Annotated in this window: 10 protein-coding genes; 1 reads left to right on the forward strand and 9 read right to left on the reverse strand. The window is 66.9% G+C overall.

Features of this window, described 5'->3' with window-relative positions; genetic code table 11:
• Window positions 1–10: 10 nt before the first annotated feature.
• The 6 genes from drmB to ACIQOU_RS29000 form a co-directional block, all read right to left on the reverse strand.
• Window positions 11–1945, reverse strand: a complete 1935-nt coding sequence (gene drmB, locus ACIQOU_RS28975) for a DrmB family protein (RefSeq protein ID WP_401541040.1) — start codon at window positions 1943–1945, stop codon at window positions 11–13.
• Window positions 1942–5730, reverse strand: coding sequence for a DISARM system helicase DrmA (drmA, locus tag ACIQOU_RS28980; protein ID WP_401541043.1), 3789 nt, complete (start codon window positions 5728–5730; stop codon window positions 1942–1944). Before drmA ends, drmB begins: the two co-directional genes overlap by 4 nt.
• A gap of 226 nt (window positions 5731–5956) precedes the next feature.
• The gene (locus ACIQOU_RS28985; RefSeq protein ID WP_401541046.1) at window positions 5957–6136 is read right to left on the reverse strand and encodes a hypothetical protein; all 180 of its coding nucleotides are present in this window, start codon (window positions 6134–6136) and stop codon (window positions 5957–5959) included.
• A 395-nt stretch (window positions 6137–6531) separates the two neighbouring features.
• Window positions 6532–6795, reverse strand: coding sequence for a hypothetical protein (locus ACIQOU_RS28990; RefSeq protein WP_401541049.1), 264 nt, complete (start codon window positions 6793–6795; stop codon window positions 6532–6534).
• Window positions 6796–7277: 482 nt separating this feature from the next.
• Window positions 7278–10130, reverse strand: a complete 2853-nt coding sequence (locus tag ACIQOU_RS28995; RefSeq protein WP_401541052.1) for a competence protein CoiA family protein — start codon at window positions 10128–10130, stop codon at window positions 7278–7280.
• Window positions 10131–10549: 419 nt separating this feature from the next.
• Window positions 10550–11401, reverse strand: a complete 852-nt coding sequence (locus ACIQOU_RS29000; RefSeq protein ID WP_401541054.1) for a tyrosine-type recombinase/integrase — start codon at window positions 11399–11401, stop codon at window positions 10550–10552.
• Between the two features lie 89 nt (window positions 11402–11490).
• On the opposite strand from ACIQOU_RS29000, the gene ACIQOU_RS29005 reads away from it, so the two are divergent.
• Window positions 11491–12537 (forward strand): type IIL restriction-modification enzyme MmeI, encoded by a 1047-nt coding sequence (locus ACIQOU_RS29005; RefSeq protein ID WP_401541057.1) that lies wholly within the window; start codon window positions 11491–11493, stop codon window positions 12535–12537.
• An 8-nt stretch (window positions 12538–12545) separates the two neighbouring features.
• On the opposite strand, the gene ACIQOU_RS29010 is transcribed toward ACIQOU_RS29005, so the two are convergent.
• From ACIQOU_RS29010 to ACIQOU_RS29020, 3 genes are read right to left on the reverse strand one after another with little or no spacing between them, the layout of a single operon-like run.
• Complete coding sequence (locus ACIQOU_RS29010; RefSeq protein WP_401541060.1) at window positions 12546–16892, reverse strand: Eco57I restriction-modification methylase domain-containing protein; 4347 nt, start codon at window positions 16890–16892, stop codon at window positions 12546–12548.
• Complete coding sequence (gene drmD, locus ACIQOU_RS29015) at window positions 16892–20140, reverse strand: DISARM system SNF2-like helicase DrmD (RefSeq protein ID WP_401541063.1); 3249 nt, start codon at window positions 20138–20140, stop codon at window positions 16892–16894. Before drmD ends, ACIQOU_RS29010 begins: the two co-directional genes overlap by 1 nt.
• 58 nt (window positions 20141–20198) lie before the next feature.
• Window positions 20199–21854 carry a protein kinase gene (locus ACIQOU_RS29020; protein ID WP_401541065.1) on the reverse strand — a complete coding sequence of 552 codons (1656 nt, stop codon included), beginning with the start codon at window positions 21852–21854 and terminating at the stop codon, window positions 20199–20201.
• Between the last annotated feature and the right edge of the window lie 250 nt (window positions 21855–22104).

Below are 22104 nucleotides of genomic sequence, written 5' to 3' on the forward strand. Positions count from 1 at the left end.
GTCGATCCGCTCACCCGAAGTCCGGGATGAGGGCCAGTGATTTCGGGTCGCCTGCCAGGTGGGTGATGAACCGCCGGTCCAGGAAGCGGTTGCCGCGCTCGCACGTGGTCTCGGACACGAACAGGCAGGCGTGGCAGGCGGCACCGTGCAGGAAGTCCTCCGGCGCCTTGGGAAGGCGTTCGCCGCACAGCGGGTCCGAGGAGCACCGCCCCGCTTTGTACAGTGCCGTCCGTACGATCCTGGCCAGCCGGTTCTCCCCGGTGCTCGGGTCCTGGTCGGCGAGGGACACCAGTCCGCCGAGCGTGCCCTCCGAGTCCGGGACGGCCGTGTAGATGAGGATGCCGGTCCGCCGTTCCTCGGCGTCGCCGCTGTAGATCCGCTCGGCCAGGCTCGCCGAGTTGTAGCCGCACTCCATCGCGATGGTGCGGATGAGCAGATGGGAGAGCGTGTGCAGGGCGATGTAGCGACTGCCCGGCCAGCCCTGCATGAGGTCGGAGCCGTCCTCGATCCGGTCCGACCTGCGGTGCTCACGGAACCGGCCGAAAGCCGCGGCGTGTGCGGCGAGGGCTTCGCTCGACGCGACCCGTTGCTCCCACTGCTCGATCAGGTGATCGTCCACCCGAAGGAACAGCCCCTCGCCGCGCACCTCGCTGGCCGGCACCCAGCCGCGCTCGCGCCGCCCCAGGTCCACGCGGGTGACCAAGCCAGGGTCCTCAGGATCGGGGGCGTCGAGCCGGGTGAAGCCGATGAGGGCCCGCACCTCGCGCAGTCGTTCCGCCTGCCGCACCTGGGAGAAAACGGTGGACAAGGACCCGCTGAGCGAGGCGTCCACCAGTGCGAAGTCCTCAGTCGGGTCGGCGGTCTTCGCCGCGGACAGCACCTGCCACTCGGGGGTCAGCAGGTCCGGAGGGCCTGGCGGCTGCTCGGTCTCGCCCGCAACGCCCGACAGGGCCGCGCGGTAGGCGGACATGGCCTGCCAGACCTGTCCGGGCTCGTAGTCGCGAAGGTAGCGGTGGTGCTTCGACTTCTTGGCGAACATGGCGATCTCCGCCTCGTCCTCGAAGTCCTCCAGGTCCGGCCAGCGTTCCTCGACGAGCTTGCGCAGCGAGTCGGTCCCGGTGTCGGGCAGTGCCAGTGCGCTGAGCGTCACGGGAAACCACTGGTTGGACGCGCCCACGACCAGCAGGTACGGCGTCTCGTCGCAGGTGTCGTAGACGCCGTCGAACTGCGGGTGCCGGCCACGGCAGCGGGGCAGGTTCTCGCGGCCCTTGTCGCCCATCGCGTCCCGGATGTTGCGCTTGGCCTTCTTGCACACCAGGCATTCGAGGGAGACGTTGGCCGCGAGGTTGCCGCCGTTGTCGCGCATCCGCAGCGTCGGGTACGTCGTGTCAGGGCAGGCGCGACCCTCGTGCACGAACTCCGTGTACGGGAACTCGTCGAGGTGGCCCTTGGTGCAGGCGAGCGCGAAGCGGGCGGCCACGGCGAGGGGCTTGCGGCCCTTCTTCTTCCGGTAGCAGTTCTCGTGGTAGAACCGCGCCTCGTCGGGGCGGCGGGCGTTGTTGTTCTCGAATCCCCACTTGCCGGAACCCAGGGAGGCCAGCTCATTGCACGCCGTGCAGCGCAGCCACTGCGGGAAGGGGGTTACGGGCACGCCGATCCGTGCCGCGTTCCCCTTCGGGTCGGTGTCGGTGCCCGGGATCCACGGCGCGGCGCGCAGTTCACCCACCTGGTTGGGGCCGTAGCGCCGCAGGGCCCGGTTGACGGCCCCGCGGAGCCGGGGTTCCTCGATCACCGGATCGGGCACACCGGCGTAGCTCCAGTGGTCGAGGCCCTTGACCATGACGGAGAAGTTAGGCAGGTCGACGAGGGCGCCGACGCCGCCGGTGAACATTAGGTGGCTCGGCCGTACCGCCCCCACCCGCCTGAAGTATCCGCCGCCGCTCATGACCGCCGCCCCCTGGCCGTGCCGTTGTCGTCGCCGTTCCCGTCCGGGTCCGGCATCTCGCCATGTTCGTCGCCGCTTTCGGTGTCCGGGCCGTCGGTGCCCTCGGCGGGCGGTCCGAACTCCCAGGCGTTGCCGGCCGGGGCCGACAGCACGGTGTCGGCGGACAGCAGCATGTTGATCTCGTTCTCCGTCTCGCGCATCGACTGCGGGACGGTGAGCACGTCCCATCCGCTGCCGTCCGCGTTGCGCAGCAGTCCCAGCACCGTCTGCTTCTGCCGGGTCTGGCCCCGATAGCCGAGCCGACCTTGCTCACCCTTCTTGGCCGTCCAAGCGTCGCGCAGGGCGTCGATGCGCTCGGCGAGGTAGCCGCGCGCCCGGTCCCCGTCCACGGCTTCCGCGCGCGCCAGCAGCCGCCGCTCGACGTCCCGCACCCGCGGGTCTTCGAGGTCCACACCCTCCGCGTCCACGTTGTCGGAGAACTCGTCGCACGCCTGCCGCACGGCGGAGACATACGTGGCGGTGGTGCCCCGGTCGAGCGCCCGCCGCGTGAACGGGGTCACCGACAGCGCCTCGACCTGCCGGTAGAACGTCGCGTGGTAATGCTCGAAGTCTTCGAAGTGAGCGAGGTCCCGGGGCCGCGCCCAGTTGTAGAGAGTGATCACGATGCCGGGCCGCTTGGCCTGACGTCCGACACGGGAGGACGCCTGGATGTACTCGGCGGTGTTCTTCGGCTGCCCGGTGACGACCATCAGGCCGAAGCGGGAGACGTCCACGCCCACCTGGAGCATCGACGTGGCCAGTACATGGTCGACCGGCCTGCGGTGCAGTGGGGCGGGCAGGACCCGGGGCTGACGGTTCCTCCCGGCGTCCCGGAGCTCGTCGACGATCGCCTTCTTGCGCTCCGATGTGTCGTGCTCCGGGTTGAACCCGATCTCCAGCCGCTTGAGGGTGGCGCTGATCTCCGCCGACGAGATACGGGATGTCAGCTCCTGGAGGTTGAGCATGTCGGTGTCGCGCAGCAGCCGGTTGGCGATGCCCCGGCGGCGTCCGTTGGCCCGCAGTCGGCTCGGCACGTCGTCGTCCAGGACGCGCCGCATACCGGCGAGTTCCTTGGTCGCGTTGAAGTATCCGACCACCGTCATGTACGGATCGGCGGGAGCACCGTAGAGGTCGAACATGTGCTGCCCGGCGAGCAACAGGATCTCCGCGACACGGATCTCGGCGGCCTTCATGCGCACCCCGTGCGCGCAGACGCCGTAGTAGCGCCGCCCAGGGTTGTCCCGGGTGACGTCGACCTGCTGGGAGAAGAAGGTGTCGCTGACGTCGACCACCTGCGGAGGGAAGATCGCCAGGTCTCGGGCGAACACGCCAAGTACCTGCGCACGGGCGTTGCGGGTGGTGGCCGTCGACGCGACGATCTTTGGCCCGGTGTCCCGGAGCTGCCCGTGGGAGTCCTTCGCCCGCCAGGTGCACAACTGGTCGACGGCCGACTCGAACAACCCCACCGTGGTGCCCAGCGCCCCGGAGATCAGGTGCAGCTCGTCCTGGATGATGAGGTCCGGAGGCCGCAGCCGCCGTGGCATCGGTCGGCTGGTCACGGCCTTGTGCCGGTCCTTGGCGTTGTGCCGGGACCCGCAGCCGATCTCCTCGTCGAGGTCGTCGTGGCGGTAGCCGTGCCGCTCGCAATAGGCGCTCACGCGACCGAACAACATTCCCGCATAGCCGCGCCACGGCAGCTGGGCGAGCTTGTCCACAGTCGCGATCAGCAGGCTCGGCACCAGCCGGTAGATCTCCTCGTCGACTGTGAGGATCGGCAGACCCTCACCCCGCGCCCGCATCCGGGAGAACGGGCAGGGTTCCGCGTCCTCCCCTCGCGGGCAGTACACGATGACGCGCCGCCGTACGTCGTCCGGTGCCACATCACGCCACGCGCGCAGTTCCTCGCCGCACCACGGGCAGGACAGCACCTGGAGGACGTTCGCATGCCGCCCCGAGGCGGACTCGTTGGCCTCAGCGATCTGCTGCGCCGCGTCCCCGTACCAGTTCGGCGAGACACCGGCACCGACCCACAGCCCGATACGGAACGGCCTGCGGCCCCAGATCTCCTCGTCCTCCCTGCGGAGCACCTCCGTCGCACACACCAGGGCGGAAGCTCGCTGGAACTGCTGCGCCGTCAGCAGCCGCAGTGTGTACCGCATCAGTACAGCAACGCCGTCCCGCCCCTCGCGGGCGTCCTCGCCCTCCCCGACGACCTTCTGCAGTCGTCGGATGGCGAACGTGTAGGCCGTGAGACCGAGATACGCCTCCGTCTTGCCGCCACCGGTCGGGAAGAACAGCAGGTCGACCGTGGCGGTGCTGTCGGCCCTGCGCTCCTTGTGCGCGGGGTCAGTGAGGGAGCACAGGTTGAGCAGCACGAACGCCAGCTGGAAGGGGTACCAGCTCGCGGCCACGGGGCCGCGTCCGTCGACCTCGGCGTAGGCCGCCGCGTACGTGGGCGGTTTCTCACCGCCCTCGGCCCGCAGCGCGGCCGTCGCCGTGGCCCGGCGTTGCATGGCCATTGCCCGGTTGGCGAAGCGGAACGCCCGCAGTGCGTCCTTGTTGGTGTGCAGCAGCTCGATACCGAGGGCGATCCGGCCGCACGCGTCGCGGGCCTCATCGACCGCCCGTAGCGCGGTGGTCCGCAGCTCGCCCGACAGCGAATCCGCCTTGGCGGCCTGCTGTTGCAGCCAGCCGTCGTAGCCGTCGGCCAGCGGCTGCAGGGCCTTCAGCAGCTCGTCGCGCCGCTCCCATACGGCCAGTTCGGCGAGCTTGTCCATGCTCACCTCAAGGCCAGCGAGCAGCGGCTGCCGCGCCGTGTTCGGCGCGACCGTGGCCGGTACGTCCTTCGCCGGCAGCCAGGTCGTCTCCAACTTGACCGCGCGCCGCCCCTTCGGCAGGACACTCGCGTGCACGGCGACGTTCCGCCCGTGTGCGTGCTTCAACTCCTGCCGGTACAGCAGCCGCAGATGCTGTTCCTCGGGGTTCTCCAGGATGTGGCCAGGCTCGTCGGACAACGGGTCGTCGATCGGCAGGAAGACGCTGGACTGCCCGTCGAAGGAAGTGACTTCCAACTTCGTCTGGAACAGCCACTGCCCGTCCCGCAGTTCACGGGACTCCTCCAGAGAGTTGATCAGCGACACGTCGACGAAGCGTAGGTTGTCCGCGCCGTCGACCGTGCCTGGGCGCTCCCGCACGTGCACGTCGAGCCGGATGCAAGGAAGGTCTGGGTCGGTGTCGTCGACGCCCTCCAGAACCTTGCGGACGGTGCCCGGCGAGTCGACGGGAATGTCCACCTCGTACCGGATGGGCTCCCGCGACCACGTGCGTACCGCCCGGCCGTCGTCGGTCTTGCTGTCGCTCTGCCGGTACCGGCCCCAGGAGGCGACGACACTGAGCATGCCCACATCGGCCGGCACCAGGAAGCTCAGCCCCATGGACGACGCCCACAGCCGTCCGGCAGCCTGCGGGGTGAGCCGGTCCGCGAGCTCGGGGTCCCGCCCGTCCCCCTCAGCGCTGACCTCGGTCTCCGCCTGGCCCGCCGCGACCTTCACGGGCGCGTCGGTCGGCGCGGGTCGGGGCCCGAGAAGTCCGACGAGGTACCGGTCACGGGGTCCCGCGCTGTGCGGCGCCAGAGCCTCGGTCTCGTCCGCCCACGGCCCGAGTAGATCCCGTGAGATCAGATCGCCGAGCTCCTCCCGGACGTCGTACGACGACCCGGACCGGAAGGTCTGCGGGACCTCGTCCACGGGGTGGGGAACGCCAGGCTCTGGAGCGGGGGCGTTCTGTGATGGCGACGGCATGCGCGTATCCCTCCCTGGGCGCGGACCGTGCTGACCGACACCCGTGAACAACGATAGGGGGGTCCACTGACATTGGTGGAGCTGCGGTGAGCCGTGCAGGCCGTACTGGTTCGGCAACGACTCAAGCCGTCCCGAGGGCCCTGCCGGCTTCGTAGACTCACCGCGCCGCAGCTCAGAAAAGGTCGGGGCGAACCTGCGAGAAGTAGTACGGCCGCTGGGCGATGAAGTCCACCGCGTCCATGCCGGTCAGGTAGTCCGTGTTGGTATCGGAGTAGCGGGTGTTCTCCTTCCCGTCGAAGAACTTCCCGCTGGTGGTCTTGGAGACCTCGATGGTGCCACTGGAGACGCTCATCGCAACCTGATGAGTCTGGTTCCCGTAGCCGTCATAGGGCTGATAGGTGTGGCTGACGCCGTCGAACTCGCCTGCCTCGAGCGCTTCGAGAACTCGGTTTGCATCCATGATCAGCGCCTCCAGGTCGGCCGAAGAGTGCAGAGACGCCCCGACCACCGGGGGTGGTCGGGGCGTCTCTGAGACCTCACATTGAAATGTGAGGTCTCAAGCCTAGTACCAAGGCCGTGAAGTCTGCGGTTGAGGTTCGTCGTCAACAGCCTGCGGAGGCGGGGATGTTGATGTTGGTGGCCTTGTAGGTGGTTCGGTCGATGCTGGGGACCGCGAGCCTGGTACTTGGAGATGGCGCGTTTAACGACGGGGGCTGACGCGTAGTCGCCGTGCGGGCAGCAGGCAGGCTAGGACATGTCGAACGATGGCGCCGACGAGGTCGATGACCGTGTCGGCGATGACGCCCGCGGCCTGATGACCAGGTCGCGGGCGGTCTGCCAGACGGTGCTGAAGCTGGCGCGGTCGGGATCGGTGCCGTATTGGGTGCTGGTGGCATCGGCCATGGCGGTCCGCAGCAGTTGGCGGACGACCAGCAGGGCGTAGATCTCCTGGTCGATACCGTCGAGGGTGCGGGCCCGCATGACCCGGCCGCCGAGGATGGTCAACTTCATTTCCAGGCAGGCCGTTTCGGTCTCCCAGCGCTGGTGATACAGCGTGGTCAGTACGGCTGCCGGGTGGCGGTGGTGGTCGAGCAGGGTGGGCGTGTTTCCCGGCGGTGGTGATGGTGATCTCGCAGTCGATGACGCGGACGCGTAGGTCACCTAGCGTGGAGAGGCCGGAGCCGTCGCGGTAGCGGGTGAGGACGGGCACGTGGCGGCCGTTCTTGAGCCGGACCAGGACCTCGGCTCCCGGTGGCCGCGATGTCGGCGAGGAGCCGTTGGGCGCTGAAGTTGCGGTCGGACAGCAGGATCATCCTGGGCCCCAGGCGCGGGGCGTAGGTGGTCTCGCCCAAGGTGGCGGGACCGAATACCGCGTCGATGAGGGTGCGGGTGCCGCAGGCGACCGGGGCGAGCAGGCGGACCCCCGGTCCCGCCGTGGTGGCTGGCCTGCTTGGCCCAGCTCACGGGATTACTGGCCAGCTCCTCGTCGCCCATCACCGGTGCTTCCACAGCTTGCGTAGGCGCAGCACGTCCACGGTCCACTCGCTCCGGAGAGCTACATCCGAGAGGGGAACAGTGCGGTCGAGAGAGAAGGCTACGTGACGGTATAAAGGGTGGATCTCGCCGTCTCCCACGACGATGAGGCTCGACAGTAGGGGTTCGTCGGCCGGAGTGTCATGGTCGACGGTGACCAGGACCTCGCCTTGGTCATCGGGGTGTAAGCGGGGGAGGGCGCTCTCCCCCAGTTGCCGTCGCAGGTCCCCCCACGTTGTCAGGGACTGACTCCGTGCGGTCTGCTCCAACAAAGTGCGTACGGCCGAGGCAAGTTGGAGAATCTGCGACTGGGAGAGTCGGCCTTCGGCTACGGGCCTGTTCCTGGACGGATCCCCGGCCGAGGCGGACTGCTCGGCCTCGCGTCGCGTTTGAAGGTGTAGCTGCCACCTGACGAGGCCTTCCTGATCGGTGTCGGGCAGGGTGACGCGTTCGCTCAACGCCTCCGCTTCTGCCACGAGGGCTGCCAGGCCCTCGGTACTGATGGTGTCCTTCTCTTCCCGCATCCGGTGGATCAAACGCCGACAGCGTTTGAGGAGCGCCGAGGAACGGTTGGGCTGTTGCATGCCCACCCACGTCTTCATCTCCGCGACGATCGCCTGATTCTGGTGCTGGGCTGCTGGCGACAATTGCGTTCTGAAGATGGGGTTGGCCATACGGTAGATCTGTTCCGCCCGGTCGACATCGAGGCCCCTCTGTGCCTCTCTGAACTGCTCGATGAGCGAGTCGAACTGCTCGGCGGCCGAATCCTTGGGTGACTTGGGAGCTGCTTCTTCGACCTCGGTCGGCTGCGGCGAGGAGCCGGGCTCGGTGGCGACAGGTGGCGAAGTCGGTTGCGCGGGCTTGGGCATCTCCGCAACGGGTGCTGGGTGAGGGGCGAAGTTGGCCTCGGCTGCCCTGATGGCCTGCATCAGGAGCTGAGCGTGGTGACTCAGTGAGTCGGTGTGACTCTTCAGCCAGTCGAAATGGGCCGTTCCCTTGGCCTTTGCGGCGTAGTGAGCATCGAGGCGCGCCCGAGCCTTCTTCATGGCCTTCGACAACCTCGTGTACTGCGGACCACTCGTCGAGGGCAACAAATCTTGGCCCCGGGCCAAAGCTCGAACGAGTTCTTGGAGGTCGGCTTCCAACGCCCCTGTACGCCGTGAACCGTCTGTAGTTTGGCGCTTCTTGGGCCGTGTGGTCGCCTGGAGTTCGGATGCTCTGCCGTCGACGCCGATTGCCAACCGGGCCGGGATCATGCGGACACGTGACGTGCCATGAGCGTGGTAGGCGCGATCCTTCTCGCGGTCACACCACAGCTTCAGGGCGGCGTCATCGGCGGGTGGCTGAAGTCCGAGCTTGCGGATGATGCTCGTCATATCCGGTAGTGGGCGGCCACCGGAGTCCCGCACGAGAGCCGAGAGCATGGGCTTGTCCGGTGTGGCGGGTCGATCCACTGCGATGAGGAGGTCCCGGCGCTCGGTCGGGGACAGCCGGACGAGGTTGAGCTTCGCGACAGTTCCCAGTGTGCTCCAGGTTGTGGGGGTGCGCCGCCTGGCGAAGTCCTCCAGGGCCTTGCGGACCCGGGCCACCGTTTCCGGATCACTCGCGGGGACAGTACTCGCCGATTGCGTTGAATTGGCCCGGCCAGATGTGGCCACTGTCGTTTCCGCAGCAGGGCGCTGGGCTGGAACCGGGGCGGCAGACGTTGTCCGTACAGGCTTGGGAAGAGCGACGCCTGGGCGCCACAGCCCGGTGCGTTCTGCCTCGATGCCACTGAGCTGGATGACGCCATCGGCCCTCACAGCCCACTGCGCGCCGTCCTGCGGATCGGGGTCAGTCAGGAGGAGACGGGCTACCCCGTGCAGCCGGTACACGTACTGCTCGGTCGGCATGGGGACGGCATCCGGAAGGGACACATGTGCACGGATGATTCGGCTGCCGGCGGGCTTCACGTCTGCGGTGATGATGTAGCGGCCTTCGGCCGCGAGTGGGGAGTGCTTGGGCGCCGGAGCCTTGGCATCGACAGCGAAGACGATCTGATCGACGCGGAGTGGGAACGTGGCAGGTCGGAGCCACGCGCCTTTGCCGCGCTGGGTGACACTGCCGTCTCTGAGCAACTCGTCCAGAACGGGTGTGATCAGCCCGTCGGAAGTGAGTCGGCAATCGTCGAGTGGTGCCCAGGTGACAGGCCGCCCGGCGCGTTCGACGCCGATCAGGACACGCCGGTCCGATCCGTGGGTCTCGCATTTGACGCGGAGCGCGTAGCCCTGCCGCTCCACCATGTTGGCGGAGATCGGCCCTTCGGCTCCGAAGAGCCAGTCCACCTGTTCCGAGGATGTGCTGAGCTCCCGTTCGGCCCGATACCAGGTGCGGTAGTCCTGGAGACACAGCTGGAATCGCAGCAGCTGGTGGGTCGAGGGAAGCCAGAAGTCCACGGCGTCGCCGGGACCGGTACCGAGGTTGCGTAGCTCGACACGGACGCGAAGCCCCTGGGCCTGGAGCCAGGCGATCACGTCTCTCTTGATGAAGAGATGGTCGGCGCTGTCGGCACCGTTTGCAATGCGATCACACACGGGAGCAGTGCCCGCATGGTCCGGATAGTGGGCGAAGTGGCAGACCTTCGTTTCGTACCGCTTGGTCATCAGCTCCCCGCCACAACCGCCGAGCAGCGTGCCGCACCAGAACCGCTTTCCCTGGAAGTGGCGACGGAACTGGTCGAGGTTGTAAGGCTCTTCGGGGAGGATGACGGGCTGGTCGGAGTGCTTCACGCCGATGACGGCGGTCTGAATCAGCCTGGTGTCGACCACAGACATGACGCGCTCCACTGGGCGGGAGTGAAGTGCGGGCCGATGCCCGCAGTTTGCGAAGTCCCACGATGTCTTCTTCGTGACACTCGGAATCGTGCACGAGATTATAGAGGTCGGTGACCGAAGCTGCCGTCGCCCGCAGTTGTCCGAAGCGCCCGTCGCGGATCACTCGTTGGCGAAAGCCTATGTCCAGGCTCTCCCGGTACAGCGGGTAGATGTTGGCGACCAGGAACCACTTGGCAGTGCTGCCCAGCAGGGCGCAGATCCAGTCCCCGGTTTGCTGCGGACCGGCCGCGACCAACTCATGAGCAACATCAGCCACAACCTCGTCGCCCATGACCGAGCGATCTGTGTCGTGGTCCGTGACTCCGTCGTAGAAGGCCAGCACACCGCATCACTAATGTTTTGTATGCCGCTCGTGCCGTTCAATCTCGGGCTTCCTGGCGGCACGACAGGCACCGGTTCGAACCCGTCCTACGCCCCTTGGGCCGTGATGCGCCGGGGTTAGCTCCTGGAAGATCATGCACGATCACGTGAACACGGTCGTCCCCGACGGCCGCGTACCCGGCTGTGGTTGCTGGAGAAGCGTGGCGCATCAGTCGTTGAGTCATGAGCAGGTCTCTGCCGGACGAGCGGTAGACCATCGTGCCGTATCGGTGTCTCAGCTGGTGGTAGCGCATGCGGATGCCGATCTTGGCCGCGATGCCAGCGACGGTGCGGGAGACGGATTCGGCGCGTGTCCCTTCCCAGAATCTGCCATGGCCCGTCAGGTCGAGTGTCTTGATAACGACAGGCGGTACCGGGATGGTGTCCGTGCGTCCGCCCTTGCCTGTAACGCGGAGTATTGCTGTGCCGTCATCCAGGGTGGACAGGTCTTCCCGGGTAAGTTTGGCCGTTTCGTGTGCTCGGAGGCCACAGAAGGCTCCCAACAGGACCCAGGTCTTGTGCGGTCCATGTGTGGCTGCGGTGAGTCGCGTGAGTTCATCTTCTGGGAGCGGATGAGGTGTTGACCGGGGTGCTGCGGGCTTGCGTATGCCTTGTATGAGGTCTACTCCCAGCCACTTTCCGAACGCTTGGAGATGGTTCAGGTAGGTTCTGCGCGACCATGGGCGCAAGGGGCGCGCGGCGAAGTACGCGATGACGTGATCGACCTTGAGCTGGTCCGCAGTTACGCCGGCGGAGTGGGCTATAGCCTTGATGCAACGTACGCGGGCTCCGATGGTGTTGGCCGAGTAGCCGTCCGCTCGCTGAGCCTCTGTGAACTTGTCGAGTGTCATGAGGAACGTCATGCGCCTAGCCGTGGGGTCCTTACCGTGGCGCGATAAGTTTGGCGGGATCCGCCCCTAAAACGTCCTGACCTGCGCTCTTGGCAACCGGCAATCGTCTGGTATCGGGCTGGGTGCCTGGCGAGCCTGGCGGCAAGGCAGTTGAGAGGCCATCGGCGTTCATCGGTTCGTACGTGCTGGGGAAGGGGTTCATCCTCACCCCCGAACAGGCCGAGGACCTCATCCAGCGTGACTCCCGTAACAAGGACGTCCTGTTCCCGTACCTCAACGGTGAGGACCTCAACTCCCGCCCGGACTGCTCGGCCAGCCGGTGGGTGATCAACTTCCATGACTGGAGCGAGGAACAGGCCCGGAGCTACCCGGAAGTATTCGCCATCGTCGAGAGAGACGTAAAGCCCGAACGACTCAAAAACAACCGGAAGGTGCGGCGTGAGAGGTGGTGGCAGTACGCCGAGCGAGCCCCCAAGCTGTACCAGGCCATCGGAAAAATCGACCGTGTTCTGGTGGTAACTCTGGTGAGCCGGACCGTCATGCCGATCACCGTTCCAACTGGGCAGATCTTCTCGCATGGTTTGGGCGTATTTGCCTCAGAAAGTCCGGCGCATGTCGCTCTACTTTCCAGCGGGATCCACTACGCCTGGGCGATTGCGCGAGCATCGAGCCTCAAGGGAGATCTGCGATATACGCCATCTGACGTGTACGAGACACTGCCTCAGCCTACTATGACGAAACGAATGGAAGACGCCGGACAGGCCCTCAATTATTTGCGTCGCCAGATTATGATCGATAGGCAACTAGGGCTGACAAGTCTATACAAGGTTTTCCATGATCCGGCGGAGCGCGACAGGGACGTCCAAGCCTTGCGTAACAGCCACCAGGAAATCGACGAGGCGATCAAGCATGCTCACGGGTGGTCAGATCTCGAACTGACTCACGGATTCCATGAAACTCGCCAAGGAACTCGCTTCCTGATCAATCCGGCCCTCGGTAGAGAAGTGCTGGATCGACTCCTGGAGCTTAATCATGTGCAACATGAACGCGAAGTCGCGCTACAGCCTCACCGATCCCATGGAAGGGGGCGAGCGGCACAACCCATCGAAGGCGCAGGGGATAACTTCCTGTTTTGATTGAGGAGTCAGAATAGTACTGACTCCTCAACGCCTCCATATGTTCTTTTTGGTCGCTGGGTGCGACTACTGCTACCACCTCTCTTGCCTGTGGGGATGCGCATGGAGGCACTATGCTTATGATTCAACTCCAGCAATCTATCGAGAACCTCGATTCGGGTGGGGATATCGATGCCATACCGAAATCCCTGATGGGTCTCGTGGAATCCGTGGCGCAAATCAAGGTCGTTCCACCCGTACGCCTCGACCGTTGCCTCATCGACCTCTTCATGAATTCTCCGCAAATTCACGATATCGATGTCGCTGACTGTTGGGTCATGAATTAGATTGTACAGTTTCGTGAGGCCCATCCCCCTATCGCACATGAGGTCCGCGCGTACTCGCTCCAAGGTTACCCCCGCCACTCTCATCCGAATTGTGGGAGCAGAGTAAGGAAGAGTCTCGAAAACATCAGAAGGTGAGTAATTTAGGTCCGCTTTCATCGTTGATGAGTTGCGCCAAGCCCAGTCCGAGTGGATCGAACTTGAAAGTAGAGCAAGGTCACCCTCCTCCGCCGTAGCGAAGACTCCCAACTTATGCGAGAGGACCTGCTGACTAGCCACACGCGCCGGCATGACCGTTCTACTGACGAGCGCTACCACCAGAACACGGTCCAAATCAGAGATAGCGCGGTAAAGATCCATTGCAGGTCGAGTGAACCGCCACCAGATCTCGCGACGCTGGCGGTTGTTGTTTTTGAGTCGTTCGGGCTTTACGTCTCTCTCGACGATGGCGAATACTTCCGGGTAGCTCCGGGCCTGTTCCTCGCTCCAGTCATGGAAGTTGATCACCCACCGGCTGGCCGAGCAGTCCGGGCGGGAGTTGAGGTCCTCACCGTTGAGGTACGGGAACAGGACGTCCTTGTTACGGGAGTCACGCTGGATGAGGTCCTCGGCCTGTTCGGGGGTGAGGATGAACCCCTTCCCCAGCACGTACGAACCGATGAACGCCGATGGCCTCTCAACTGCCTTGCCGCCAGGCTCGCCAGGCACCCAGCCCGATACCAGACGGTACGGCCGCCCCGAAACCCGAGACCGCGGATCAAGCGAAGAAGTGATACCCCGGACCACGACGTCGTCCAGCACGCGAGTGGCCTCAGCAGCCAAACCCGGCCTGGTGGTCCAGACAGCGCAGTACTCCAACGCAGCAGACCTCGAAGGCCAGCGCGCGCTCTTCACCGCTCGGCGTACCTCGATGCCGTCGTCGAGTAGTTGGTCGAGGCCGACCTCCCGAGTGTCGCCCTGTGCAAGAGTGTTGGTAGCGATCAGGCCCGTCTGGCCGCGCTCGCTGAGCAGTTGGTGGGCCCGAAGTTCGAAGTACGCGACGAGGTCGGCGCTACCACGCTGCCCACGCCCCAGCCCAAGCACCAAGTACTCGCGGTACGCCTGGCCCAGAGTGCCCGTCAGTTTCTGGCCGCCGAGGAAAGGCGGGTTGCCGATGATCGCGTCGAAGCCGCCCTGCTCGGCCTCGAAGACCTCGGGGAAGACGAGCGGCCAGTGCACGGGCAGACGGACGAAGCCGTCCGCAGGCAGGTCCTTGCTCAACCAGTCCAGGGCGCGCCTTCGCGCATCGTGAATCACTGGGTCGGAGTCGCGGACCGACTCCGAGGCGACCATGCCAGCCAGTTCCGCAGCCTGGATGTAGGTAGCGCTTTGCAGTGAGTCCCCGCCACCCGCAGAGGCGAGACCAGCCCCCGTCGTGAGGTCGCCGATCAGCCGCAGGCGTTGCAGGTGTTCGTTGGTGGCCGCGAGCAGGCGCCGCTTCTCATCCAGGTCGGCGATGGTGTCGCTGTGGATTCCGGCGATGGCCTGCCGGTTGTCTGCCGCGCCGTGGACACGAGCGCGCGCCCGCTCGGTCCACCCTTCCTCGAAGGCTCCCCGGTGCAGCTTGCGCCCCGCCGCCGGATCGAGATGCACACTCTCGATCTGCTCCAGGTTGGCGATACCCAGCAGCGAGTCCCCCGCCACCAACCGGTCGTCCAGGAACGTAAAGGGCCGTTCCGGGTCCATGGAGATCAGCCACAGCGACAGCTTGGCCATCTCCACGGCCATGGGGTTGATGTCCACCCCGTACAGGCAGTGCTCGATGATCAGGCGCCGGGCGCGGACCATCACCGGGTCGCTCTCTGCGTCCGCCGCCGTCATCGCGCCGGTCTGGTCACGGTGGCTGCCACGGAAGGCCAGGGCCTCCTCGTCTTCTGCCTCGACCCAGGCGTCGACCAGTCGGTCCGCGAGGTAGCGGCAGGCGGCGACCAGGAAGGCGGCCGAACCCATCGCGATGTCGGCGACCTTGAGCTTCAGAATGTCGTCCGCGCCGATGAGCTTCCACTGCTTGTCGTCCGCCGTCTGGAGCGGGCCTGGACGGTAGACGAGTGGTTCCAGGGCTCCCTCGGCGACCTGTTGGGCCAGGACACGCGGTGTGTAGTGGGTGCCGGTGTTCTTGCGGAGGCGGGACTCCGTGACGTACAGGCCGTCCTCCGGGATCACCACCGGCAGGCCGCGCAGGTCGTCGCGGAGGAGGCCATGGAAGGGGAGGATGCGCTCGGCCAGGTCACGGTCGTTCTCGGTGACCGCGAGCAGGCGGTGGACGGCCTTGCCCCGCGCCTGATCGTCGCCGGGGGCGAGCAACTTCTCCATCTTCGACGCTGCGGCCGGCGGCCTGGGATCTTTCAAGTGCTCGTACAGCTTCTTCGACAGGCCCGGGAGGTTGGGCTTCTGGCCGGGGACCGCGCGTGCGCCCACTCCGAACAGGGCAGCCAGTTCCTCCAGTTCGGTCAGGCTCACCTCGTGTTCCAGGCCGGGCTTGCCGATGAGCCCGAGCACGGTGTCCTGGGCGCGCTTGCCGTCGTACGAGAGGAGGCCCTCGTACACGTAGCCGATCTGCTCGACGTCGAGGGCGCGGAAGGTCAGCCGGCGCCGCTCCCTGTTGACGACGACGAACTGCACCGAGTCGAGGACGTGCAGGACGGTGCGGTCGTCGATCGGGAGGAGGGAGGTGTGGCCGTCGGACGCCCGCGTGGCGTCGTCCTCTGTGCCGTCCGCGCCCTCCGGGACTGCCTCCAGCCACGGGAAGCGATTCGGGTCGAAGATCGAACCGTCGTACGCGGGCAGGGTGAGCAGCGGGTGGTCAACTCCGCCGTGTACGGCGTGGAAGAGGGCGATCAGCCGGTGCCAGGCGGCGGTCGTGTGGTCCAGGGAGTCCTCGCCGTCCGCGCGGCGACGTTTGTCCAGCGTCTCGTAGAGCCGGCCGGCCGAGTACGCCTCCGCGTACAGCTCGTTGTCGGCGGGCAGCAGGCCCCGTTCTTCGGCGAAGAGGAGGAAGACGACGCGCATCATGACCGCGACGGCGCCCCGGTAGACCTCGCTCGCCGATACGCCAGACAGACCCTTGCCGCCGCGCTTGACCATCCGGGCCTCGGCGCGGCCGATGGAGTCCACCAGGAGTTCGACGGCCTGGCGGACCTGGATGCCGAGGGCCTCGGTGACGTCTTCCTGGCCGTCCAGGCTCTCGCGCAGCAGCGCCGGGAGGAGTTCGTCCGCCGGTCGTCCGAAGAACCGGCCGCGGCGGAGGAGGGACACCCAGGCGCGGACCGCCACCAGGTCGGCCGCCTCGTTCCAGGCAATGGTGTCGAAGGTGGCGCTCGTCGTGACGCCGCCGGGCGGTGCCCAGACCAGGGACCACCAGCGACCGTCGGTGACCAGGCCCAGCTCGACGCCGTGGTGGCGCAGGACATGGGCGAGCCGGTCGACTCCGCTCGCCGCCCAGGAGTCGTCCCTGATACGGCGGGTCGGCACGGTGTCGGGCGGGAGGACCAGGCCGAGGATCGGTACGTGCTGGACGGTGCCACCAGTATCCGGTTCGGCGGTGGGGTCGGTTCCGGGGCGGACGAGGGCGAAGTCAGGGCGGATGGTGGTGTCGGCCCCGGGCGGGCTGACGGCGAACCGGTCCAGCAGCGTGTCATCCTCGGTCAGGCTCTCGCCGTTGTCGCCGAACTGCCCGGCGCCCTCCCGCAGATGCAGGGCGTCGTCCCATTCCAGCAGGGTACGCAGCTGGAAGCCGATCCAATCGAGGCGGCCGACGCCCTTGCGGTCGTCCTGCCAGATGCCGTGGTGGAGGCGGATGTCGGCGCGGCGCCCACTGGGGACACCCTCCAGTTGTGGCCAGGTGCGTAGCAAAACCGGCAGGGTGAGGAACGGGCCGGACACCTCGACGAGGTTCAGCCAGTCCAGGTGCTGCTGCTTCCCGTCAGACGCCTTCGCGGCACGGATCGCGGCGGCGGAGGGGCGACGGCTTCCGGAACGGGGCGCGGGGCTCATCAGTAGGCTTCCTTCGCAGGGATGACAAAGACGACGGCGACCGGGAAGAGGTGGTCCTGCGGGTCGCGGTAGCGGGCGGCGATAGCGGCGAGTTCGCGCTCGCGTTCGTCCTCCACGCCGTCGAGCCTGGCCCGCCAGCGTTTGCGGTCGTCGGCGAGCTGGCGGCGTTCGTCGGGATCCTTCAGCTCGTCCAGACCGAAGAGCGTGTCCATTCCGCCTGTCGGGGAGGTCGCCGTGGCGGAGGAGGTCTCGCCAAGCCGGTTCCGCAGGGTGCGCTGGAGACGGTCAAGGGTGGCGTTGATGCGCTGTTCCTCGTCGGCCTGACGCTCAGCCAGCCGGTCCATCAGGGACGCCTTGCGCTCCTTGCCCCGTGCGTCGACGGACTGGGTGAGGCCCTCGTACGTCTTCGGCCAGCTCTGCTGGAGGTGGTGGAGCAGGCGCTCCTTGGCGGGGCGACCCTCGGTGAGCGCGCGGTCCAGGATCGAGGCGACCGCCTCTACGCCGCGCAGTCGACGCTGCCAGCCGTTGTCGCCGAGCCAGCCGCCCGCGTGCAGGACCTCCTCGTGGAGGCGCTGCCCGTCCGTGCCGACCAGCACGAAGCGGGCGTACGCGCCGACGAACGTGGTCTCCAGAGCCGGGTCATCGCTGACGACGGCCGTGATCCGGCGCAGGTCGACGTTGTCCGCGTTCCACACGGCCGCGCGCAGCAGCCGCGTCGACATGGCAACCAGCGGATGGTTCAGATGGGCCAACACGATGTCGGGGCGTCCCGAGGCCGCCTGCGCGTCGAAGGTGACCGGGCGCAGGACGTCGGGGCGGAGCTTGTCGGGCAGGCCGCGGGTGGCGCGCTCCCAGGAGCCAGTAAGCGGCGGCACGGTGTAAAGGCCCTGCCGGAAGTCGTCCTCGGACGGCGCGTTCTCGTCGAGGCACGGCACGAGGGACTGCTGGCGGGCCAGGTTCAGCGCGGTGTTCACCACGCGGGCGACCCGGTCCGGGGTGATGCCGAGTTCTACGGTCGTCTGCTTGAGCTGGGTGCTGAGCCGCCGCACCTGCTCGGTGACGTTCTGTTCGGCGTCCACCTTGCCGCCCGTGGGACGGCCCTTGATCTTCTTCGCGCGGGCGTGCTCGATGTCGAAGTCGCTGAGCTGGCCCGTCATCCGCAGCTGGACCTTCTCAGCGAGCACGGCGTTGACCTCGCCGAGGTCCTCCTCCATCTGCGCGACTTTCCTCGCGATACGGGCGAGGAACTCCAGGTCGGCCTCGTACACGTCCGTCCTGGCTTTGTCCCAGGCGGCGCCGACGAAGTGCATGATCTGCGGGTTGTGGCGCTGGCCGTAACGGTCGATGCGGCCGATGCGCTGTTCGAGCTTGTTGGGGTTGAACGGGATGTCGTAGTTGATCAGGTACCGGCAATGATCTTGGAGGTCGATCCCCTCGCTGGCGGCGTCAGTCGCGATGAGGATGCGGACCGTGCCCTCGGGGCTGGTGGGCTGTTCCTGGAAGGCCAGTCGGATCTGCTCACGCTCCTCGGCGTTCTTTCCGCCGTGGAGCGTGAGAACGCGGCCCTCCTGGGCGAGCCCCTCTTGCTGGAGCAGGTTCAGCAGCCAGTCCTGGGTGTCGCGGTACTCGGTGAACACGACGACCCGCTCGTTCCCCCACGTCCCACCGTTGAGGCAGATGGCCTTGAGGGTCTTGACGAGCTCCTTCGCCTTGGCGTCGGGGGACGCTTGGTGGGCCTGGCCCCAGTGGGCCATCCGCTCCAGTAGCTCGGCCTCTTCCTCGGAGGTTCCCGGGGTGACTGTGGCGGCGCGGGTGATCGCGTCATGCTCGGCCTCGGCCAGTTCCTCGTCGTCGAGCTCGGCGGCGTAGTCCTCGTACTGTGTGATCCACAGCGGGGTCTCGACCGGGGCCGGAACCTCCTTGTGCCCGCCGGACTTCGCCTTGGCGCGTACCGATTCGAGGTGGACGCCGACGGTGTGCGCGAAGGCTGCGGGGGAGGAGAACAGCCGCTTCTTGAGCAGCAGGGTGACAAGGTCGACGGCCTTCCGGCCGCCGCGCCGGTCGGGCGTGACGCGCTTCTTGCGCAGCTCGGCGTAGCGAGTGAGGAGGGCGTGGATCTCGCGCTCGGTGTCGGGGTACTCGACGGGCAGCGCCTTCGATTCGCGGATGTGGAAGCGGGGGGTGCCGCCCTCGTTGGTGATGGAGGTCTTCAGACGTCGTACGACGGTGTCGTCGAGGGCGGCTTTGTCAGGCTCGCCGCCGCGGAAGAAGCGCTGGTTGTCGATCAGTTCCAGCAGGGCCGTGTACGACTCCTGGTAGCCGTTGTGTGGAGTTGCGGAGAGGAAGAGCCGGTGCTCGAAATGCGGGGCGAGACGCCGGATCAGCTTGGTCTGCTGGGAGTCGACGGCGTAGATCTGCTTGGGCGCGCTCGGGGCGACATGGTGCGCCTCGTCCAGGATCAGCAGATCGAAGGTTCGGCGCCCGGGGCGGCCCGGCAGCTCCGTCGCCCCTCCCGGCGGCAGCACCTCGTCGATGAGCCGCTGCGCCTTGGGTGTGCGCAGCCAGGGAAGGCTGACGATGGTCAACGGGAACACCCGGAACGGGTTGGCGGCGCTGCTGTGCGTGCGGCGCAGCTCGGCGCAGCAGGCTGAGTCGACCACCGTGAAGTCGAGGCCGAACTTGTCGGCCATCTCGTCGCGCCACTTGAGGGTGAGCCCCGCCGGGCAGACAACCATGATGCGGTGGGCACGGCCGCGCAGCCGCAGCTCCTCGGCGACCAGTCCGGCCTCCACGGTCTTCCCGAGACCGACGTCGTCGGCGAGCAGCAGGTTGACGCGGGGGGCGCCAACGGCACGTGCGACCGGCTCCAGCTGGTACGGCTCGATGGCCACTCCGGACCGGAAGGGAGCCTGGAGCGTCTTGACGTCGGCGGAGGCGACGGCGGACCAGCGGACGGCGTCGAGGAAGGCTGCGAGCTGCTCCGGTGGGTCGAACGCTCCGGTGGAGGCGTCGGGGAGGGAGCCGGCGGGTAGGACGCGACGCCCCGGCTCGACCTCCCATATAACGGAGAGGGTGTCGCCGTAGCGGCCATCGGCGACGGACTGTAGATGCACCACGGTGACATCGCCGGCCGGAGCAGCTTCGACTCCGGACACCACCCAGTTCTGGCCGCGTACCTGGATGAGAGCGTTCTCCTTGGGCGGCGCGACGATTGCGGAGGCTTCGGGAGTACGGGTGGTTCCGGGCATGCAGACATCCTCCACTTTCGGCGAGGTTCTTCTTCGATTGTGACGGACTGTCGGCGGACTACTGCGGGGGGTGGAGGGTGCGGGTCAGTCTGCCTAGGCGGCTGACCAGCCGTGCCACCTCGGCATGGGCGGGATGGTCTGGAGACAGTGCGGTCCGTTGGTCGTCGGCGAGGCGGTGCAGAGTGTCCAGGGCTTCACTGGCCGAGCCCGAGCCCGCCAGGAGGGTGGCGATGTCCCGCCGGGTCTCCAATACCTCCAGATGCAGAGGGGGAAGCACCTCCTTCTGGAGATCGAGCGCCTGGCGAAGCTCCCGGAGAGCCGCGGAGCTGTGCCCGAGCCGCCCGAGGCAACGGGCTGCCATCACTCGGCATGCCGCGAGGTCCGCGTCCGGCCCGGAGCGGGTCAACTCGAGGGTTTCCGCGAGCTTCAGACAGCCCTCGCGTGCCGCTTGCAGTTCCTGCGCTTCGAACTGCAAGCGGAGGATGGCCAGTCGGCGGGAGACGACCTCCGGATGCGAGGAGCCGAAACGGGGCAACACGTCGTTGAGATCCTTGCCCAGCAGCTCCAGTGCCTGGGACAACCGTCCCTCTGCCGCAAGGCGTTGCGCGCGCTCGCGCAGGTCCGCCGACTCCGCGGGCGACCCGGCCCTAGAGGTGGACGGCGGTTGCGCTGTCCGAACGGGAGGTTGTGCAGTTGCGAGCGGGGCCGGGGCCTGCTTCGGAACGAGTGCGTGTGCTTTGTCCGGAGGAGGATCGTTCGGAAGGCCGGTGCCATCGTGCGCCAGGCGCGCGGTGGCTTTGCCGTGCCTCGGAGTTCCGGCGCGGGTGGCCTTCGGCACCGCCTGCTCGGCCCAGGGTGTGAGGGCCTCCCGGACTTCGGCTGCGTCCGCCGGTCGGTCCTCCGGCCGCTTCGCGAGTAAGCGGGAGACCAGGTCGCACAGTTCGGCTGGTGCGTCGTCGCGCAGCCGATCCAGTGGTACCGGAGTATCGGCGATGTGCTGGACCACCAGGGCCAGCGGCTCGTCGGCCGTGAACGGCGGTCGGCCGCCCAGTATCTCGTACAGTACGCAGCCCAGTGCGTACAGATCACTGAGGGGAGTGGCCGCCTGCCCCTTGCCTTGCTCTGGAGAGATGAAGCCCGGAGTTCCGGCCACCATGCCCGCGTCGGTCAACCGTGGCCCGTCCGGTGGTTGCAGGGCGGTGGCGATACCGAAGTCGAGGACGCGTACCGTGCCGTCTGCCGTGAGCATCACGTTGCGGGGCGTCAGATCCCGGTGGACGAAGCCGCGTCCGTGAGCCTGGACCAGCACGGAGCACACCTGGGCGCCCACCGCGGCGGCCCACTCCACGGGAAAGGATCCGCGCCGGGCCACCAGCCGGTCCAGCGTGTGTCCGTACACGCGCTGCATGACCAGATAGAGCCGACTCGCTCGATGGGTGCCCGCATCATGGATGACCGGTACGTACGGATGCTCCAGCTTGGCCATCAGTCGTGCTTCTCTGGTGAAGCGGACGACGGCGGGGTCCTGCGGATCGAGCCTGCGCGGCATCTTGGAGACAGCCGTCCGTGGTGTCAGCAGTTTCACCGCCACAGACCGGTCCAGCCGCTGATCGTACGCCGCCCACACCTCGCCCATGCCACCTCTGCCGAGCAGCTCCGCCAGCTCGTAGCGGCCGTCGATCAGTTCGCCCCTCGTCAGGTGATGGTCACTCATCGTCTTCCCTGCGCACTTTCGTTGACCCGGGTTGCCGGTGGTCGCGGAGAGGCCGGGAATCGGAATGGCCGCGTCATGGACATATCTGGTTCTAGGAAGGAATCCCACGATGCGTCAGATGCGGACGCAAGAATATGAGGGGCCAGGAGGGAGTACCCCGAGGTGGCGCCGGCGTCCCGCTCGCAGGGGTGCTTCGCGAGGAGACGGAGGACCAGATCTTTGAGGTCCGGTGGGACGTCGTGCCGGAATG

This window comes from Streptomyces sp. NPDC091279 (genome assembly GCF_044757465.1).
GTDB lineage: Bacteria > Actinomycetota > Actinomycetes > Streptomycetales > Streptomycetaceae > Streptomyces.

Excerpts from the sequence above, each read along its gene's own strand:
- ACIQOU_RS29020 (WP_401541065.1), bottom strand. The coding sequence starts at position 21,854 with ATGAGTGACCATCACCTGACGAGGGGCGAACTGATCGACGGCCGCTAC.
- ACIQOU_RS28995 (WP_401541052.1), bottom strand. The coding sequence starts at position 10,130 with ATGTCTGTGGTCGACACCAGGCTGATTCAGACCGCCGTCATCGGCGTG.
- ACIQOU_RS29010 (WP_401541060.1), bottom strand. The coding sequence starts at position 16,892 with ATGAGCCCCGCGCCCCGTTCCGGAAGCCGTCGCCCCTCCGCCGCCGCG.
- ACIQOU_RS28990 (WP_401541049.1), bottom strand. The coding sequence starts at position 6,795 with ATGAAGTTGACCATCCTCGGCGGCCGGGTCATGCGGGCCCGCACCCTC.
- drmD (WP_401541063.1), bottom strand. The coding sequence starts at position 20,140 with ATGCCCGGAACCACCCGTACTCCCGAAGCCTCCGCAATCGTCGCGCCG.
- ACIQOU_RS28985 (WP_401541046.1), bottom strand. The coding sequence starts at position 6,136 with ATGAGCGTCTCCAGTGGCACCATCGAGGTCTCCAAGACCACCAGCGGG.
- drmB (WP_401541040.1), bottom strand. The coding sequence starts at position 1,945 with ATGAGCGGCGGCGGATACTTCAGGCGGGTGGGGGCGGTACGGCCGAGC.
- ACIQOU_RS29000 (WP_401541054.1), bottom strand. The coding sequence starts at position 11,401 with ATGACACTCGACAAGTTCACAGAGGCTCAGCGAGCGGACGGCTACTCG.